At 51.9% G+C, this 17,559-nt stretch carries 17 protein-coding genes, 1 tRNA gene, 1 other RNA gene and 1 pseudogene; 13 read left to right on the forward strand and 7 right to left on the reverse strand.

Translation table 11 applies throughout. The features are described from left to right. Positions 1 to 8: 8 nt before the first annotated feature. Positions 9 to 461: an acyl-CoA thioesterase gene (locus AC55FS_RS15120; RefSeq protein WP_496933096.1), complete on the reverse strand. Its 453-nt coding sequence runs from the start codon at positions 459 to 461 to the stop codon at positions 9 to 11. Positions 462 to 688: 227 nt separating this feature from the next. Here AC55FS_RS15120 and AC55FS_RS15125 point away from each other — a divergent pair, with 227 nt between their 5' ends. Both AC55FS_RS15125 and AC55FS_RS15130 read left to right on the forward strand, forming a co-directional pair. Next, positions 689 to 2,869, forward strand: coding sequence for a carboxy terminal-processing peptidase (locus AC55FS_RS15125; RefSeq protein WP_496933097.1), 2,181 nt, complete (start codon positions 689 to 691; stop codon positions 2,867 to 2,869). Positions 2,870 to 2,990: 121 nt separating this feature from the next. Further along, positions 2,991 to 3,067 (forward strand) — tRNA-Met (locus AC55FS_RS15130). A gap of 68 nt (positions 3,068 to 3,135) precedes the next feature. Here AC55FS_RS15130 and AC55FS_RS15135 read toward each other — a convergent pair. Next, positions 3,136 to 3,303: a hypothetical protein gene (locus tag AC55FS_RS15135; protein ID WP_496933098.1), complete on the reverse strand. Its 168-nt coding sequence runs from the start codon at positions 3,301 to 3,303 to the stop codon at positions 3,136 to 3,138. Between the two features lie 152 nt (positions 3,304 to 3,455). Between AC55FS_RS15135 and AC55FS_RS15140 the strand changes: the two genes are divergently transcribed. The 4 genes and pseudogenes from AC55FS_RS15140 to AC55FS_RS15155 form a co-directional block, all read left to right on the forward strand. Next, positions 3,456 to 3,869: an ankyrin repeat domain-containing protein gene (locus tag AC55FS_RS15140; RefSeq protein WP_496933099.1), complete on the forward strand. Its 414-nt coding sequence runs from the start codon at positions 3,456 to 3,458 to the stop codon at positions 3,867 to 3,869. Positions 3,870 to 3,884: 15 nt separating this feature from the next. Next, positions 3,885 to 4,352 carry an ankyrin repeat domain-containing protein gene (locus tag AC55FS_RS15145; protein WP_496933100.1) on the forward strand — a complete coding sequence of 156 codons (468 nt, stop codon included), beginning with the start codon at positions 3,885 to 3,887 and terminating at the stop codon, positions 4,350 to 4,352. 81 nt (positions 4,353 to 4,433) lie between these two features. After that, entirely contained in the window at positions 4,434 to 4,793 is a 360-nt protein-coding gene (locus AC55FS_RS15150; protein ID WP_496933101.1) for a DUF6984 family protein, read from the forward strand. Positions 4,794 to 5,811: 1,018 nt separating this feature from the next. Continuing rightward, a pseudogene (locus AC55FS_RS15155) lies at positions 5,812 to 6,480 on the forward strand (substrate-binding periplasmic protein); the annotation flags it as partial. Between the two features lie 68 nt (positions 6,481 to 6,548). On the opposite strand, the gene rnpB reads toward AC55FS_RS15155, so the two are convergent. The 3 genes from rnpB to rsmI form a co-directional block, all read right to left on the reverse strand. Next, positions 6,549 to 6,913: RNase P RNA component class A (gene rnpB / locus AC55FS_RS15160), an RNA gene on the reverse strand. Positions 6,914 to 6,957: 44 nt separating this feature from the next. Continuing rightward, a complete protein-coding gene (locus tag AC55FS_RS15165; protein WP_496933102.1) occupies positions 6,958 to 7,881 on the reverse strand; it encodes a DMT family transporter in 924 nt (307 codons plus the stop codon). A gap of 62 nt (positions 7,882 to 7,943) precedes the next feature. Next, entirely contained in the window at positions 7,944 to 8,804 is an 861-nt protein-coding gene (gene rsmI, locus AC55FS_RS15170; protein WP_496933104.1) for a 16S rRNA (cytidine(1402)-2'-O)-methyltransferase, read from the reverse strand. A 55-nt stretch (positions 8,805 to 8,859) separates the two neighbouring features. Between rsmI and AC55FS_RS15175 the strand changes: the two genes are divergently transcribed. From AC55FS_RS15175 to AC55FS_RS15185, 3 genes are all read left to right on the forward strand, one after another. Then, positions 8,860 to 10,629 carry a penicillin-binding protein activator gene (locus AC55FS_RS15175; protein WP_496933105.1) on the forward strand — a complete coding sequence of 590 codons (1,770 nt, stop codon included), beginning with the start codon at positions 8,860 to 8,862 and terminating at the stop codon, positions 10,627 to 10,629. A gap of 71 nt (positions 10,630 to 10,700) precedes the next feature. Further along, complete coding sequence (locus AC55FS_RS15180; RefSeq protein WP_496933106.1) at positions 10,701 to 11,075, forward strand: YraN family protein; 375 nt, start codon at positions 10,701 to 10,703, stop codon at positions 11,073 to 11,075. Between the two features lie 124 nt (positions 11,076 to 11,199). Beyond that, the gene (locus tag AC55FS_RS15185) at positions 11,200 to 11,784 is read left to right on the forward strand and encodes a phosphoheptose isomerase (protein WP_496933107.1); all 585 of its coding nucleotides are present in this window, start codon (positions 11,200 to 11,202) and stop codon (positions 11,782 to 11,784) included. Between the two features lie 4 nt (positions 11,785 to 11,788). Here AC55FS_RS15185 and tusA read toward each other — a convergent pair whose 3' ends face one another. After that, complete coding sequence (gene tusA / locus AC55FS_RS15190; protein ID WP_496933108.1) at positions 11,789 to 12,046, reverse strand: sulfurtransferase TusA; 258 nt, start codon at positions 12,044 to 12,046, stop codon at positions 11,789 to 11,791. Positions 12,047 to 12,138: 92 nt separating this feature from the next. Next, the gene (locus tag AC55FS_RS15195; RefSeq protein WP_496933109.1) at positions 12,139 to 13,347 is read right to left on the reverse strand and encodes an MFS transporter; all 1,209 of its coding nucleotides are present in this window, start codon (positions 13,345 to 13,347) and stop codon (positions 12,139 to 12,141) included. Positions 13,348 to 13,438: 91 nt separating this feature from the next. Between AC55FS_RS15195 and AC55FS_RS15200 the strand changes: the two genes are divergently transcribed. From AC55FS_RS15200 to AC55FS_RS15215, 4 genes are all read left to right on the forward strand, one after another. Beyond that, entirely contained in the window at positions 13,439 to 14,140 is a 702-nt protein-coding gene (locus tag AC55FS_RS15200) for a transporter substrate-binding domain-containing protein (RefSeq protein WP_496933110.1), read from the forward strand. A 212-nt stretch (positions 14,141 to 14,352) separates the two neighbouring features. Beyond that, positions 14,353 to 15,609, forward strand: coding sequence for a DSD1 family PLP-dependent enzyme (locus AC55FS_RS15205; protein ID WP_496933111.1), 1,257 nt, complete (start codon positions 14,353 to 14,355; stop codon positions 15,607 to 15,609). Positions 15,610 to 15,613: 4 nt separating this feature from the next. After that, positions 15,614 to 16,792, forward strand: a complete 1,179-nt coding sequence (locus AC55FS_RS15210; RefSeq protein WP_496933112.1) for a DUF819 family protein — start codon at positions 15,614 to 15,616, stop codon at positions 16,790 to 16,792. A gap of 87 nt (positions 16,793 to 16,879) precedes the next feature. After that, on the forward strand, positions 16,880 to 17,518 hold the full coding sequence (locus AC55FS_RS15215) for an alpha/beta hydrolase (protein ID WP_496933113.1): 639 nt from the start codon (positions 16,880 to 16,882) through the stop codon (positions 17,516 to 17,518). The last annotated feature ends 41 nt before the right edge of the window (positions 17,519 to 17,559 follow it).

Genomic DNA, 17,559 nt, shown 5'->3' on the forward strand with positions numbered 1-17,559 from the left:
AGCGCCTGTTATTGATCGTCCGGCAAGCGGATATGGGGCGCGCAGCGCTCCATAAACACCGGCGGAATGCGCGCAATCTTGCGTTCGTCATAGTCAAAAAAGACCACGCCTATTTTGGCCAGCGCCACCACACGTTCGTCCGCCTGATTCTCTACCCGGTAGATGAAGTCACAGCCGTACTTGTTAAAGTCACTGAGCCCCAGGTGAAAAGTCAGCAACTCACCGACAAATGATTCCGCTTTAAAAGACACCACCAGGTCAGTGACGATGAGCCCCAAGCCAGCAATGTTGAACTCACCGAAGTCGTGCTGACGTAAAAAACGCAACCTGGCTTCGTGCAGCAGCGACACCATTCGATCGTTACCGACATGATTGCCATAGTTGATGTCCGAGACGCGTACGTCCAGCTCGGTGGTGTAGATAAAGGCTTCATCGGGCAATTGGAGGTCGACTCGAGGCAAAACAAGCTCCTGTCTGTTCGGTAGCAAAGATGGTCATTGTGCGGCAACGGAATTGTTAACCAGCTATGGTGTCATAGAAGGATGGCGGTAATATGAACAAAAGCCAGACCGGCTGTGCCACAGCCAGTAGCCAGGATGACAGGCCAAGGCAGATCCCGTAGCATCAGGGGCTGGCATAATAACGATGCACCGCAGTCAGCACAAACAATAAGGACCTGGCGACCATTATGCATTTTGTATTTAGATCGATTGTTACCACCTTGCTATTGGGCGTTGGTTTCTGCGCCCAGGCACTGATTCCCGATGTCGCTCCTGGCACTGAGTTTGAGCCAGTTGAGCCAACGCGCCAGCATTCCCGAGTGACCCAAACCATCATGACTCACCTGCTGCGCAGTCATTACGACCACCAACGACTAGATGATCGTTTGTCTGAACGCGTTATGAACATATTGCTGGACCAAATGGACCCAGCTAGAAGTTATCTGCTGGCCTCGGATGTCACTTCGTTTCGACGCTACCAGCACAGTTTGGATGACGCTCTCGAGCGCAGCGACTTAAGACCGGCCTTCTTTATGTATAACCGTTTGCAACAGCGGGTATCAGAGCGCCTCTCCTTTTTATTGCTAGAGCTACAGCAAAACGCCGATCAATATCGTTTTGACGGCGACGAAACCCTCGAGCGGGATCGTGAAAACGCCCCCTGGGCAACCAGCAAGGAAGAGTTGGATGCCCTATGGCGAAAACGCCTGCAAAACTCCATGCTAAACCTGAAGCTAGCTGGCAAGGAGAAAAAAGAAATATTGGAGCTGCTGCAAAAGCGTTATCAGAATCAATTGAATCGCATTCACCAAAACACCGCCGAAGATGGCTACCAGCTGTTTATGAATGCCGTCACCCACGCATACGACCCACATACTCAGTATTTTTCGCCACGCAACACTGAAAACTTCAATATCAATATGTCGCTGTCATTGCAGGGCATTGGTGCGGTACTGCAAAGCGAAGATGAATACACCAAGGTGGTTAAATTGGTGCCCGCAGGCCCTGCCGACAAAACCGGCAACCTCAAGCCAACCGACAGAATTATCGGCGTCGGGCAGAGCGACAAAGGCTCTATCGTTGATGTCATTGGCTGGCGTTTAGATGAAGTGGTTGATCTGATTCGTGGCCCCAAAGGCACCACCGTGCGCCTTCAAATCATTCCCGCCGACGGTAGCCAACACCCTAAAGTCATCTCCATTGTCCGTGACGAGGTCAAACTGGAAGAGCAGTCAGCTCAAAAAGATATCATTGAAGTACCGGACGCCAATGGCAATCTAGTTAAATTGGGTGTCATAGATATCCCAACCTTTTATATCGACTTCAAAGGCCGGATGGAAAATAAGCCAGACTATCGCAGCACCACTCGAGACGTACGCAGACTGATCAGTGAACTGCAAAAAGAAGGCGTGGACGGTCTTATTATTGACTTGCGCAACAACGGTGGCGGATCGCTAGAAGAAGCCGTCAGTCTTACCGGACTGTTCATCGAGCAAGGCCCTGTGGTGCAGGTTCGCAGCAACAGCGGGCGTATTGAAGTGCTGCCCGATTCCGATCCGGAACTCTTTTACTCAGGTCCACTCACCGTCTTAGTCAACCGCCTGAGTGCCTCGGCATCAGAGATCTTTGCTGGGGCCATTCAGGATTATGGTCGAGGATTAGTCGTAGGCGGCCAAACCTTTGGCAAGGGCACCGTACAGTCGCTGCGCTCATTGGGCCATGGCCAACTAAAAATCACCCAAGCTAAGTTCTACCGCATATCTGGTGATAGCACTCAACATCAAGGCGTTATCCCTGACATCTTGTTCCCATCTTTGTTTGATAAAGAAAAAATAGGTGAAAGCGCCCTGGAAGAGGCTTTACCGTGGGATGCCATTCGCCCTGCCGATCATGCTCGTGCCGGTAATTTCACGGATGCTCTGCCAGCCCTGCGCAAACAACACCAGCAGCGTATCCAGGACAACCCTGATTTCCGCTATCTGCGCCAGCAAAAGGCGCTGCGTGAAGAGCTGGCTGAGCAAACTTTGCTGGTGTTGAATGAAAAGAAACGCAAGCAGGAACAAGACGACATTGAACAGCGCCAACTTGATTTGGAGAACGAACGCCGCAAAGCCAAAGGCATGAAGCTTTTGGCCAGCTTAGACGAACTGGATGAAGAAGAGCCCACAGCCAGTGTTGAAGCCAGCGGTGCCCCCCCTGAAGCTCAGGCCACAGTAAAAGACAGCGACAAAGCGGATGACAACACAACTCCAGCGGCGAAAGAACACGCTGTTGAAGATGCGCTACTGGATGAAGCCGGACGCATTCTGGTGGACTACATTCGCATTAACCAAAGCAAACTGACCGCGCAACGTGATCAGCAGCCCTAGGCTGCTGATCTGCTCTGCTCTGCTAAACCGTTGAAAAACATCAAAAAAGGTATTGACAGCCAAAACCGTCGTACGCATAATACGCGCCACTTGAGAGGCACAGCCTAGCAAGTCACAATTTGGCTATGTAGCTCAGTTGGTTAGAGCACAGCATTCATAATGCTGGGGTCACTGGTTCAAGTCCAGTCATAGCTACCAGATTCTAAAAAGGGTTGGCAGGTGAGTATCTGCTAACCCTTTTTTCGTTTGCAGCCGTGTTTGCAGCCCTACCTTCCCCGCAACGCCAGTCCTGACAAGGGATTCAGCTCCAGTACTTTGGCCAAATGATCTGGTGACAAGTGGCTATAGCGCATGGTCAGTTTCAGATCGCTATGACCCAAGATCCGTTGCAAGGTGAGGATGTCTCCCCCATTCATGATGAAAAACCAAGACATACAAAAGCATCGTGAATTGCGCGCAAACATGAAAGAGCCTTGTGACAAAAACTGGCCTCATTCAAAATTTCGAAATGAAAGGCATACTGCAGAAACCAGTAATATTAGAGGCAGCATCCAGAACTGAGAAAAGAAGCTAAAGGAGATGTGCAATGACGAGTGTAAATGAGAGCGACTTGCTAAAAATCAAAGAGCAGGATCTGCTAGCTGAGTACGGGGAAATGAACGGTTTTTTTGAAGTCACGCCAGAGCGTTTTGACCAAAGCAGCTGCTATGATGAGGATACGCCACTCCATATAGCTGCTTACAGTGGCGAAGTTGAAAAGCTAAAAATCATGCTGCAAACAGGTGTCGATATTAATGTACGTGGTGATATTGGTAATACACCACTCCATTATGCTTCCATGCAGGGGCACGTTAGCGTGCTTCGACTTCTTCTTGAGAACGGTGCAGACCCCAGTATCGTCAACGACTACGAAGACACAGTCGCCAGTTTCGCGAGCGAAGAAAAAAAAGCAGAAATTTCTAAACTACTTTCCCCATATCAAAGCGACTCAATCGGATAGTTAATGATGCATAGCGTGAGCAATCAGTTCAATCAAACGCTAACAAAGCTATTAGAAGAGTATTCTCAACTACTTGAGTACTTAGGCATGGGGGATATTGATGTCAATACCCAAAGTCACTTTAACGATTATCCCATTAACATTGCAGCAACCAGGGGGAGTGAAGCAGAGTTGAACATGCTAATTACCCACGGGGCGGACATAAACTCGCAAGGTGAACATGGCTATCGTCCGCTGCACAATGCAGTAGAGCAAGGGCACCTTCATATACTTAAAGTACTGCTAGAGAAAGGGGCCAACGCCGACCTGAAAAATGACAATGGAGATACTCCCGCTGATCTAGCAAAGATCTTAAATGAAAGTGAAATGGCAGCTTATTTTGAAAACAATAAGCGCAGCTTACCGTTCAAAAAGATGCTGAAGGACACTGGTTCAAGGCCCATCCTGACAAGGGATTCAGCTCACAGCACGTTGGCCAAATAGTCTGGCGATAATTATCCAGCTTTGCCAGCAGGATTGCAGTCGGCCAGCTTCATCCATACTCAAAATAACTAGGAGGCAACTGTGACCCGAAAGTTAAAAGCTCACGAACAACTACTCATAGAATCAATTCTCAATGCGGCCAACAAAGGGGAAGGCAGCAAACCTCTGCATGAGTACTGGGTACAAGACATGAAGGATGGTGGCATGGGGAGTATAAAATTCACCTCACCAACGCCTGAAAGCAAACGCACCCTCGGTTCGCGCATTGAAGCCATGGCTATCGATAGCTACGAAGCGATCGAGATTTCGATTAGCTTGAATTTCGACGACGAGGATAGACTGTATGAACTGGATCTGTGGAAGGTCGATTTTACCCCAACAAAAGGTTATCCAACACCCGACTCACTAACAGATATCCGCAATATTCCAGCTGCTTGTTAAATTCGAGAAAAACCCCTATCAACTAAGCAGAATAAGCAGGCAAATATAGATATGATCCAGACCCACAGGATACTAACCTTTACTCCCGAAGAAAAAGACCACTAAAAACCATGAAGAAGATTCTGTTCATCTGCAGTCAGAATAAACTGCGCTCTCCAACCGCGGAAGCCGTTTTTTTTTCCACGAACCTGGGATTGATGCAAGATCTGCTGGATTGAATCACGATGCCGAAGTTCCGGTAAGCAAAGAAGACATCGACTGGGCAGACATTATTTTTGTGATGTAGACAGTTCACAAAAGCAAACTGCGCAAGAAATTCAAAGCTAGCTTAAAACAGCAGCGACTGATCTGTCTGGGTATTCCAGATAACTACGAATATATGCAGCCAGAACTTATCGCTATATTTAAAAACAGAGTTCCGCAGTTTCTCAGCTAACAGCCATCGAAGGGAGGTTAGCCTAGCATGGGTAATACCATCGAGCTTTAGTCGTCAACGGAGGACAGAACATGGAAAAACATTGGCCAAAAACAGCCGTTTGTTGGCACACAGATCCAAGTGAAGCCTTTCTAGTTGGTACCAAAGAGTCATATCGTACGCTTGCAAAGCTACTATTGCTGTTGACTGAGAGCGATTCCGAACAGACGTCATCTGTCGATGGGGTAACAGTGTCATGGCCAGCACTCAATGAGGAACTCACCGAGTAGGGCCTTGATATTGTTCTAACAGGCATTGGCATCGTAGACACACCACGTGATGTGAAACATTTAATTAATTATTTTCGTCAACTCAATGGCGAGCCACCATTGACTGAAGAATAGCCACGAGTCAGTCAAACCCTAGCCCCCCCCCTGCTTCTACAACCTATCACCAGATCACCCATCACAGCGCTGCCAAACCTCTTGAGAACTTAAAGGCATAACAAACCAAAGCCTATCAGCGCGCGGATCAACAATAACTCTGCCATTAACAACTAAGCTGAGCACTATACTCACAGAGTCGTGGACGATTGGAGTCGCTATGCTTATTCGCTGCCTGCTACTGCTCATCATCAGCCATATCGCCCATGGCGAGACGTTAAAAGTGGGCTTAGGCAATCTCGACTACCCGCCCTTTTATTATCAGGATCAACAAATCACCGGTGCTGCCATCGATATTGCGGAAGCATTGGCGCAGCAGCTGGGCCACACATTGGAGTATCAGCGCATGCCATTTGCTCGGGTACAACACGAGCTTGCGTCTGGGGCGCTGGATATGGTGGTGTTGTTCTTTCGCACCCCCGAGCGTGAAAAATACGCCGTGTATGTGCAAGAACCCCACCTAATTGAAGCCAGTTATCTTCTGGTTAATAAAGAGCAGCCCGACTTTCCAACGACCTTCAGCGGCAACTTTAACGATTGGTCGTCGTCGGTGTTTGTTAGCGTGCGTGGCTACTTTCATGGCCAAGCGTACGCCGATGCCGACTATCTGCGCAAAGTGGAAGTAAATAATGAGCAGGCGTTGCTGCAGCGGCTATTAGATGTGCGGCCATTTGTTGGCCTGGGCAATAAAGCCACCTTGCTGTTTCATGCCAAAGCCATGAACCTAACCGATCGCTTTCGCTTTATTGAACCGGCGGTCGATATTGGCCATGACCATATGGCGTTTTCTCGCCAACACCCCCAGGCAGAGCAACTGGCAATGGCCTTTGATCAGGCGCTAAAGGCCTTTAAACAAACGCCGCAATATCAGCAGATACTGCAGCGCTATCAGGTAAGTGGTGGAGTCGGCCGATAAGCCGGGTTCTGTCGTGGACAATCATTCGTCTAGGCCTGCAATCACTCACAGGCTCAAGCAACCTACCCGTTCCCAGCGCGGGCCACGCCTATAGGGAACCTATTTGGTCTTGCTTCGGGTGGGGTTTACCGTGCCACGAACTGTTACCAGTCGCGCGGTGCGCTCTTACCGCACCCTTTCACCCTTACCTGTGCCACGCATTGAAACAATGCGAGGCCATCGGCGGTCTACTCTCTGCTGCACTTTCCGTAGGCTCGCGCCCCCCAGGCGTTACCTGGCACCTTACCCTATGAAGCCCGGACTTTCCTCCCCCTGCTAAGCAGGCAGCGATTGTCTGGCCGACTCCGGCGGCGGACTATACCGGCATTGATGGCCAGAGTCCATGCACGATCAGCCTGGTGTCACCGCAGGCGGGTCAAGATCGGCCGTTGGCTCAGGAGCAACCCGTTGCTCACGGCTGAGATAAACACCGACAAAGATCAACGCCACACCCGCCCACTGGCCAGCATTGAGCTGATCACCGAGCAATAACACCGCAAAGATAACGCCAAAGGCCGGAATCAAGTTGACGTAGCCAGCTGCTATTGTGGTCTTAACATGGCTCAAGGAGTAGTTATAAAGGCCGTAGCCACCTAAGGTGACGATCACTCCCAGATACAATAGCGTTGACCATACCGGCATACTGATGCTCTCTGGCCAAGGCGACAGTAGCGCCAACGGCAGAAAAAACACGCAGCCAATGGCCGATTGCATGGCCGTTAAAAACAGCGCCGAGTAACGGCTCACCAGATGTTTAATCAACAAGGTGTACGCCGTGGCAGTCAGCATGGCCAACAGCTCGAGGAAATTGCCCAGCAATGGATTGGGTGCCTGCTCGTTTTGCTCGCCACCCACCGTCATCCAAATCACACCCATCAAGGCCAAGATAAACCCTGCCCACTGCCGCGGCACGACAGTTTCTGCAAATAACGCCCATGCCGACAACGCCACCATTAATGGCAGCAACGCCGTGACCATTCCAGCCTGACTGGCACTGGTATATTGCAGCGCTAACGATTCACAAATGAAGTACAAGCAGGGTTCCATCAATGCCATCGCCCCCAGGTACTTCCAATCGCCAGCTTGATACTTAAAACCACGCATTACCCAGCGAGCCATCAAGGTAAAGGCCAGCAAACCAATACACATGCGTAAAAACACCGCCACCATGGGCGACAGTTCTGTCACCACTACTTTCATAGCAACAAAGCTGCTGCCCCAAATAGCCATGGCAAACAACAGCACCAGATGAAAGCGCAGCGGATGATGATTCATAACAACCTCAACAAAGAAAGCCCGGCGACAGCTGCCGAGCTGAAGAAAACGCCGGACTTGTATCAGGCCTTGCCTTGCAGTTCCAGTGCTTTTTGGTACAAAGCTTTTTTGTTCTCACCACTGAGCTGAGCAACGATGGCAGCGGCTTTTTTGGGCGGCAGCTCGGCCAGCAGCAAGCGAAACAGTGTCTCGGTATCTATGTCACCCGCCTTGGGCGGATTGTCGTGGCCAGCCACCATAACCACAAATTCGCCTTTTTGCTGATCCGCATCTTGCTGAATCGCCTCGGCAACACTGGCTAGGGTGCCACGGTAAAAGCTTTCAAAGGTTTTGGTTAGCTCACGCGCCACAACGGCGGGACGATCACCGCCAAATTCCGCCGTCATGACCTCGAGTGTCTCAAGGATGCGATGTTTGGATTCGTAAAACACCAAGGTGCGCGGCTCATGCAGCAGCGCCCGAATTTTTTCCTCGCGGGCACCTCGTTTGTGCGGCAAAAAACCCTCAAAGGTAAAACGATCGGTAGGCAAGCCTGCTGCACTCAAGGCCGCGATAATGGCGCACGCACCCGGTATCGGTGCAACTTGAAAGCCCTGCTCAGTCAGTGCCTGCACCAGTCGAAAGCCTGGATCTGAAATCAATGGTGTACCCGCATCAGACACCAACGCCATCGAGCGTCCCTGTTGCAGATGCTCACTGATCTGCGCAATGCGTTCACTTTCATTGTGATCGTGCACCGACAGCAGCACTTTTCGAAGGCCGAGGTGCTGCAGTAATTTCTGAGTGTGTCTGGTATCCTCGCAAGCAATGATATCGACCCCCGCCAGCACACTTTGCGCGCGCTCGCTGAGGTCGGCTAAATTGCCAATCGGAGTGGCCACCACGTACAAGGTGCCAGCAGAAATTACTTGAGCGGAAGACATGCGAGGAAACTCTCTTTTAATCGGGTCTAACCCGGTGTGGATCGGTTGGTCAACGATGCGCCGTGTGCTGCTATTGGCGTTACTGCCAGCGGCTCTGCTGCTGCCTGGCTGTGCAACCGCACCTGACATGACACCCAGCCAGCCTGTACTCGACAGCGAACCTACGCCAGAACAGCAACTCGATATGGTCGCTGAGGCACTCAGCAGCGGCGAGTTTGGCAATGCCGCCGTGCAATTGCAACTGTTGCACAGCGCCGAACTGTCGCCGTCGCAATGGCTGCGCTGGCATTTGCTGTCTGCCGAATACGCTCTCAAGCGCCAAGACAGCGCCAAAGCTGAGCAGCATCTGAGTTTTTTAACTAGCCATAGCCTTGAACTCGATGACGATCAGATGCACCGCATGGGGCTATTAAAGGCCCAGTGGTATGAGCTGCAAGGTCAATATTTTGCTGCCGCCCGTGAACGTGATTTTATCAGTGGCACTCTCAGCGAGCGCTACTGGTCGGACAATCATCAAGCTTTGTGGCAAAACCTACTGCAACTGAGCGAGCTAGAGTTACTGGCCTGGGCAGAGAAGTTTCCCGATAGTCGCTTTGGCCAATGGCTGCAATTAGCTGCCATTAGTAAAAACTCGCAGCTCACCCTCGATGAACACCTCTATCAAGTGGAGCAGTGGCAGCTTCGCTATCCTGGCCATCCTGCCGCCACGCTATTGCCCGGCAGCCTGGCAGTGCTGGCCGATCTGGCCGCCAACCGTCCAAAAAAAGTCACGTTACTGCTGCCGCTGAGTGGGCCACTGGCAAAATCCGGTGAGGCGATACGCGATGGCTTTATGGCCTCCTATTATCAGTCGCTCAATAAAGGCTTCACTACCCCCATTGTGGAGCTGCTCGACAGTGAAACCGTCGGCACTATGGATCAGGCCTATCAGCACGCCTTATTGCAAGGGTCGCAGTTGCTGGTCGGCCCATTTAACAAAGCCACGGTGCAAGACCTGCAGCAACGGCCGCAACTGCCGCTGCCAACATTGGCATTGAACTACGGCGAACGAGAAGCTGGCAATCAGCCCGCGGGTTTGTATCAGTTTGGTCTGGCCCCTGAAGATGAAGCGCGCCAAATCGCCGAACTGGCCTGGCAAGACGGCCGTCGTCGAGCGCTGGTGTTGGTGCCAGAAGGCAATTGGGGCCAGCGCATCCTTGATGCGTTTGAACAACACTGGTTATCGCTGGGCGGCAGCATCGGTGAAAAGCGCTTTTATCCACGGCTTAAGGATTACAATCCAGAAATCCGCGCCTTGTTAAACGTCGATGATAGCCAAGAGCGATTTAAGACCATGCGCCGACTGTTACGTCGACCGGCTGAATTTGAGCCTCGCCGACGCCAAGATGTTGATTGGGTCTTTATGGTGGCACTGCCGCAGCAAGCCAGACAAATCAAACCGACCCTGGCGTTTAACTTTGCCGGCGATTTGCCCATTTATGCCACCTCCCATGTCTATTCAGGCCAGCAACAGCCGAGCAAGGACCGTGATTTAAATGGCATTCGCTTTTGTGACATTCCCTGGTTGCTAGAAGACTCCAGCCTGTATCAAAGCGTTGAAAATGGCGTTCGCGGCGGTCAAGGTGCCTACGCTAGGCTGTATGCCCTCGGTGTTGATGCCTTTCGCCTAGTGCCAAGACTGCGCCAGCTAGAGGCCTTCCCTGCCAGCCAATTATTTGCCAGTACCGGGGCTCTGAGTTTGGATCAGCAACGGCGTGTGCATCGCCAGACCCTGTGCACACGCTTTCGAAGCGGGCGACCCGATAGACTGGCCACGTCGCCCTGACCTCGGCCTCAAAATAGTCAGCAAAGCCCGCTGATTCGGCAATACTGTGCACATAAGACAAGGAGGTCATTATGTGGTCCTGGCCTAACAAAGGCCTGTTCTCTATGCATGCCAAAGGTCAACGAGTGGAGCAGCTGGCCGAGCAATATTTGTGTCAGCAAGGCTTAAAAGCGCTGCAACGCAACTACCAGATTCGTGGTGGCGAGTTGGATTTGATCATGCAAGATGGCAAGGTGCTGGTGTTTGTCGAAGTCCGTTATCGTAAACAATCGAGCCATGGCTCAGGCGCCGACAGCATCACGGTCGCCAAAATGCAGCGCTTGCGCCGCACGGCCGAGCATTTTCTGCAGCACCATTACGGCAGTCAGGTGCCTGATTGTCGTTTTGATGTCATCTCCGCCAGCGGCGATCCGGTGGTATTTGACTGGCTGCAAAACGCTTTTTAAAACCCGATCACGTCCATTCCTGCATTAGCAACGTATACTGGCAAACGCTGCAGAGCTTTCTGCGCAGCAGCTTTTTATTTAACATAGCGCTTTTCTTTATCCGGGCAGACTTCAGGAGCCTCTCTTGCAAGATCGCATCATTGGCCATTTTGGCGCCAGCATCGAAACCAAAACTCTGTCTGCAGAGGAGCTGCCGCCGTATATAGAACAGGCTGCTCAACTGATGGTGGATGCCCTGCTCAGCGGTGGCAAGATATTAAGCTGCGGCAACGGTGGCTCTGCAGGTGACAGCCAGCATTTCTCTTCTGAGCTGCTTAACCGCTTCGAACGCGAGCGGCCATCACTGCCAGCCATAGCACTCACCACAGATACCTCGACCCTGACCTCGATCGCTAACGATTACAGTTATAACGAGGTGTTCTCCAAGCAAATCCGCGCCCTTGGCAACCCGGGCGATATTTTGCTGGCGATCAGTACCAGTGGTAACTCAGCCAATGTGGTACAAGCCATTCAGGCTGCCCACGAGCGCGAAATGATCGTGGTGGCCTTAAGCGGCAAAGATGGCGGCCATATGTCGTCTTTGTTGACCGGTGCCGATGTTGAAATTCGGGTGCCAGCTGATGTCACGGCCCGCATTCAAGAAGTGCATTTGCTAGTCATTCATTGCTTATGTGACTTGATCGACTGCGCGCTATTTGGAGAAGACTGATAGCTCAGTCTTCCTCTTCACCTTTGCGAATAAGAAAATGGTATTCGCCGTCTACTTCTTCGCTGAGCAACAATTCGTGTCCCAGAAACGAGCAGAACTTCACCACATCTCTTAATGTCGATGGATCCGTGGCCACCATGGCCACCAGCTGGCCAATCTGCAAATCATTGATCTGATTGTGCAGCATCATCACAGGCTCAGGGCAAAACAGCCCACGACTGTCGAGTTGAACATCTGCCTGGTGCATTTCCACATCGCTCATAACACCTCCTTCTTACACTGGGTTTGAGCTGATTATACCGCCCACCATCATGCTTGGCCTGTGCTCAGTGGCCGGCGCATAAAACTCAGCATTTAGGGCATCACTCGGGCAGCAATCTGCCCTTGGCGAATCACACCCCACACCGGCACCAAGGCCAGCACGGATAACACCGCTGCCAGGGCAAAATGACCATCGTAACCGAGATGATTGGCGCTAAACCCCGACAACGCCGACGCCACCAAACTGGCCACGATCACCAAACAGCTTTGCAAGGCATAGTCGGATGCTTCATGTGAGGCGCGGCAATAATCCATCATCACGGTAAATAACGCCGCCGTTGCCATGCCGCCAGCGACATGTTCAAGGCCAACAGCCAGCAGGATCTGAGGCCAGGGTGGCTCAGCATGGCCGCTAATACCGAGATAACTCAGCAGCGCGACGGCCTCTAACGCCAAAAATGCCAACAGCGCTGTCTGTCGCCCCAGATAGCGCACCGACCAACCACCTAATACCGCTCCCACAAGGCCAGCACTAAAACCATAAGTGCCCATCAGCCAACCAAGATCCTGCAAACTCAGTCCGCTATCGACCAACAAGGGTCGCACCATCTGAGTACCAAAGGCATCGCCAAACTTGTACGCCAACACCATCAACAGCCACAGTGCAATACCTGGCCGCGTTAACAGCTGTTGCCACTGTTTAATGACGGGTTCCGTGGCCGGCTGATGTGCCGCCGGCTGAAATCGCCATAATGGAAGGGTCGCGGCAGCCAACAGCAGGGCCAACAGCAACACCGTCGCTTGCCAGCCCCAATGGCTTAATGCCAGCACCAATCCGCCTCCGGCGATCACCATGCCAATGCGATAGCCAGCTACCTGCACCGAGTTACCCAGACCACGCTGGTTATAGTTGATGTTTTCTACCGCCAGCGCATCCGTGGCAATATCCTGACTGGCAATACAGGCGTTCACCAGTAACAGGATAACGACCATCCACAGCAGGCCATCGCCTATCCAAAACGACAGCGGCTGACTGGCAACAACCAATAACAACGCCACCGCGCCGTAGTTCATGGCCAGAATCCAGCTACGCCGGTACTCACTGCGCCACAGACTGTAGCGATCCAACCATGGCGCCCATAAAAACTTTAATGCCCAGGGTATTGCTACCAACGACAGCAGACCGATCAGCGTCAGATCCATGCCTTGCTCACGCATTAGAGCCGGCATCGCCTGACCAAAAAAACCGTGCGGCAGCCCCTGCGCCAGATATAACCCCAATAAGGCTATCCATTTATTCATTGCCTATTTTCCTTGACCGTCCAACACCAGGTAACACGACATCTGGCGCTCCGGCGCTATAGTTACTTGCATCATCGCAGCAGATCATACTATGAAGTTTCGAGCTTGGGCCCTTGCAATAATGTTGTGGCTGCCCCAGTCCCATGGGCAAGAAGTGGCCGTGGTGGTGAGCGAAGTGTGGCCAGATGCCACCGAAGAAAATGGCCGGGGTTTTTATTGGGACCTAATCCGCCAAGCCTTCGCCAGCCAAAATGTTCAACTGGTTACCGACAGCATGCCGTATCAGCGCGGTGTGTATCAGGTACAAAACTGGCAGGCAGATGCCTGGGTCGGTGCCTATTTAAACGAAGTGGAAAATATTGAATATTCTCAGCAAGCCATCGATCAGGATCAGGTGGTGGTGATTGCTGCGCCAGCAACTGTGATTGATCTCAAGCACGGCCAATTCAGTTGGATGCGCGGATATCAGTTTGATCGCTACCTGCCCATTGCCAAACCAGGTTACCTGGTAAACGATCGCCAGCAGGCGATTGATATGCTGCTGCGCGGCCACGGTTTAACCGGCCATATTGATGTTGAAGCCATCGTTGTGCCGCTGCAACAGCAAGGTGATATCCAGCTGCAAGGGCTGGAAATAAAGCCTCTGGCGACTTTGCCATTGCACCTTGGATTTCAGTTCAGCCCTCGTGGTAGACAACTACGTGACGCCTTTGATCGAGGAATGCAGGTACTAAAGGCCAATGGCAAGTTGCGCCAGCTACAAAGGCAGTACGGCTGGCCGGAAACGGACTAACCCGCCTTTAAACTGCCCCGTTCCCCTGAGTCGCGTTATTCGTTGCTTATTTAACCCGTTAAACCACACGATTCATGCCCCACTCAAGAAACAACTGACTTACAGCGCAAAGAGCGAAATAGGGTTAACAGGCCCTAATACAGGTGTTTGCCGTCGGTATTTGTGGTACAAAAGTACAACTTAAGAATAATAACGCCTTGCTGGATACTCTTATGTCCGAACAAGCCTATTTCTCTGCCCTAAGTGCTGCGCTACAGCAAGCCGACGTCGCTCGGCCAACGCTGGTGATCGATAAGCAGCGCCTGGATCACAATATCGATCAGATGTTAGATATTTTGAATCGCGGTTTTGCCTATCGCATCGTGGCGAAGTCGCTGCCGTCGGTCCCTTTGCTCGATTATCTGATGCGTCGCACCGGCAGCAACCGGTTAATGTGCTTTCACCTGCCTTTTATGATGCAACTGGTTGAGCATTTCCCGGCAGCCGATATTTTATTGGGCAAGCCCATGCCAGTGGCAGCCACCGAGCGCTTTTATCGCTGGTATCAGGACCACGCCGAGTTTCTGTGTTTTGATCCTGAGCTGCAACTGCAATGGCTTATCGATACACCAGAGCGGCTACAGCAATACCAAGCGCTGGCACAGCGGCTCAATATTCGCCTACGCGTCAGCCTGGAAATAGACGTCGGCCTGCATCGAGGCGGCTTTCAATGTGACCAAGCGTTTCAACAGACGCTGCAACAGATTCATCACAGTGAGCAACTGATTCTGGCCGGGCTGATGGGCTATGAAGCGCATATCAGTAAAATCCCTGGTTGGCTTGGCGGTATGGAAAAAGCGCTGGCAGCCACTCAAGGCAGCTACCAAGATTTTTGTGAGCAACTCATCGCTGAGTTCGGCCCTCAAGCGCTGGACGATTTGTGCCTCAATACCGGCGGTAGCACGACCTATAGTTTGTATGACCAAGCCGGACCTCAAAATGAATTATCGGTGGCGTCGGCCCTGCTTAAACCTACCGATTTTGATCTCACCACGTTGGAACAGCATCTGCCAGCGGCCTTTATTGCCACGCCGGTACTGAAACGTTTTTCCCAGCCAGAAATACCCATGGCCGGCAAGCTGTCGTCGCTATTACGGGCTGTGGGGCTGATTAAACGCCAAGCCTGTTTTATTTATGGCGGCAACTGGCTGGCCAGCCCGTGTTATCCGGCTGATGCTAAACGCTCGTTTGTCCTGGGCCACTCCAGCAACCAGGAAATGTACGAGCTAAGCCACGATTGCACCTTAGATGTGGACGATTTTTTCTATTTCCGCCCCAGCCAAAGTGAGGCTGTACTGCTGCAATTTGGCGAATTGGCGGTCTTTGATGGCCACAGTATTTGCCAATGGTGGCCGGTACTGGATTACCCCAAAGCCGAGCACCCTGCTCCTGCCCCCCGTTACGCCCAACCGGCCACAGAAAAAGGATAATGCCGTGAGTTTTGTTATTGCTGCTGCGTTAATTATTGTTCCTGCCGTGCTCATTTTGTTATGCCAGCGTTTCCCTTTACTCGACAAAGCCGGTGTGGTGGTGTTGTCGTTTGCTGGTGGCATTGCCGCGGCCGCCTTATTGCAGCCAGCCCAATGGTTGGCTGCTGGCGAACTGCTGGCGCTGCAGTCCCAGGTATCTGAAATTGCCATCGCCCTAGCGCTGCCACTGTTACTGTTTTCCATTGATGTCAAAGCCTCACTGACCATGGCCGGAGACACGGGCAAAAGCATGGCCATTGCGTTAGTGGCAGTCATGCTTACCAGTGCCATTGGCGCCTTACTGTTTGCTGGCCATTTAGAGCAGATTTGGCAAGTAGCCGGCATGTCGGTGGGAGCCTACACCGGCGGCGGCCCTAATATGGCGGCAATCAAAACTGCCATTGAGGCCGATGAACGCATTTTTGTGACCATGACCACCTACGACATTTTGATGTCATCGCTGTTTTTATTATTCGTGATGACATTAGCCAAGCCGATTTTTTCTAAATTTTTGCGCCCGTTCGACAGCCATGGTCAACATGCTTATCAGGACGACAGCGCCTTTTCTCATATGGCCGACGAGACCGCCAACGCCTATCGATCGCTAGTGAACATCAAAACACTTGGACAAACAGTGCAAGCCTTATTACTGGCGGCAGTGATTGTGGGTCTGGCGGTCGGGCTAGCGAGCTTATTGCCTACATCGATGCAATCCACTGCCACCATTATTAGCATTACTTCGCTAGGAATAGCCGCGTCTTTTATCCCTTATGTGCGAGCACTGGCCAATAGCTTTCAACTAGGGATGTTTTTGATTTTGGTGTTTTGCTTCACCATGGGCAGCATGACGGATACCAGCATCATTACTCAGCTGAATGTAGACCTGTTTGGCTACATCGCCTTTATCCTGATTGGCTCCATGCTGCTGCAGGCCTTGATGTGCCGCTGGCTAAATATTGATACCGACACGTTTTTGATCACCTCATCGGCGGCCATTATGTCGGTGCCGTTTATTCCAGTGATTGCCGGTGCACTGAAAAATCGTGACATCATCTTGCCAGGCTTTGCCGCCGCCATTCTAGGTTATGCCATTGGCAACTATCTCGGCATTGCTGTGGCCTACGCGACCCGCGCTTTACTATAAGCATCGGCATTGATGCCATAGCAGTATCACGACTTTGCCTGCAGCGCTGCAGGCTTTACCATGGGTGTCTTTTTTGCGAGGCACCTAATGTCGTTAGCCTATCTTGAAGATGAGCCGCAACACAGCTGTGACAGTGCCATTATCTGGCTGCACGGCTTAGGGGCCAGTCCATACGATTTGCAACCCTTGCTGCCAATACTGAGGCGCCAGCCCGGCCTTGAAGGGCTGCGCGGTATTTTGCCCCAGGCACCCACGCGCCAAGTGACTATTAATGGCGGTATGGCTATGCCCGCTTGGTACGACATTGTCGCTGCCAACCCCGAGCGAGTCATTAACCCAGAGCACCTGCGGCATACCGCGCAACAGATTCAAGCCCTGATCAAAAACACTGGCCTGCCGCCCGAGCGCGTTATTGTCGCCGGGTTTTCTCAAGGCGGTGCAGTGGCCTATCAAGCAGCGCTGACTCACGCCACTGGGCTGGCTGGACTGGTTTGTCTGTCGACCTACTTGGCCCAGAAACCCGATGCTATTCGCCTCGATACGCCGCTATTGGCGATGCATGGCACCATCGATGAAGTCGTGCCCGAACATCTGGGTCGCAATAGCGCCGACTGGTGTCAGCAACAAGGTATTGAGATGTGCTATCAGAGCTATCAACAAGGGCACGAAATTAGTCTGCGACAAATAAAAGATTTGAGCGAATGGCTGGCACAGCGACTGGCGTAAGCTCCGGGCCACGCCCTGACGCCTAAGCACCTTTCTGCTAT

It is taken from the genome of Bacterioplanes sp. CLAM21 (genome assembly GCF_059641015.1).

Excerpts from the sequence above, each read along its gene's own strand:
- AC55FS_RS15125 (WP_496933097.1), top strand. The coding sequence starts at position 689 with ATGCATTTTGTATTTAGATCGATTGTTACCACCTTGCTATTGGGCGTT.
- AC55FS_RS15135 (WP_496933098.1), bottom strand. The coding sequence starts at position 3,303 with ATGTCTTGGTTTTTCATCATGAATGGGGGAGACATCCTCACCTTGCAA.
- AC55FS_RS15140 (WP_496933099.1), top strand. The coding sequence starts at position 3,456 with ATGACGAGTGTAAATGAGAGCGACTTGCTAAAAATCAAAGAGCAGGAT.
- AC55FS_RS15165 (WP_496933102.1), bottom strand. The coding sequence starts at position 7,881 with ATGAATCATCATCCGCTGCGCTTTCATCTGGTGCTGTTGTTTGCCATG.
- rsmI (WP_496933104.1), bottom strand. The coding sequence starts at position 8,804 with ATGTCTTCCGCTCAAGTAATTTCTGCTGGCACCTTGTACGTGGTGGCC.
- AC55FS_RS15175 (WP_496933105.1), top strand. The coding sequence starts at position 8,860 with ATGCGCCGTGTGCTGCTATTGGCGTTACTGCCAGCGGCTCTGCTGCTG.
- AC55FS_RS15180 (WP_496933106.1), top strand. The coding sequence starts at position 10,701 with ATGTGGTCCTGGCCTAACAAAGGCCTGTTCTCTATGCATGCCAAAGGT.
- tusA (WP_496933108.1), bottom strand. The coding sequence starts at position 12,046 with ATGAGCGATGTGGAAATGCACCAGGCAGATGTTCAACTCGACAGTCGT.
- AC55FS_RS15195 (WP_496933109.1), bottom strand. The coding sequence starts at position 13,347 with ATGAATAAATGGATAGCCTTATTGGGGTTATATCTGGCGCAGGGGCTG.
- AC55FS_RS15200 (WP_496933110.1), top strand. The coding sequence starts at position 13,439 with ATGAAGTTTCGAGCTTGGGCCCTTGCAATAATGTTGTGGCTGCCCCAG.
- AC55FS_RS15205 (WP_496933111.1), top strand. The coding sequence starts at position 14,353 with ATGTCCGAACAAGCCTATTTCTCTGCCCTAAGTGCTGCGCTACAGCAA.
- AC55FS_RS15215 (WP_496933113.1), top strand. The coding sequence starts at position 16,880 with ATGTCGTTAGCCTATCTTGAAGATGAGCCGCAACACAGCTGTGACAGT.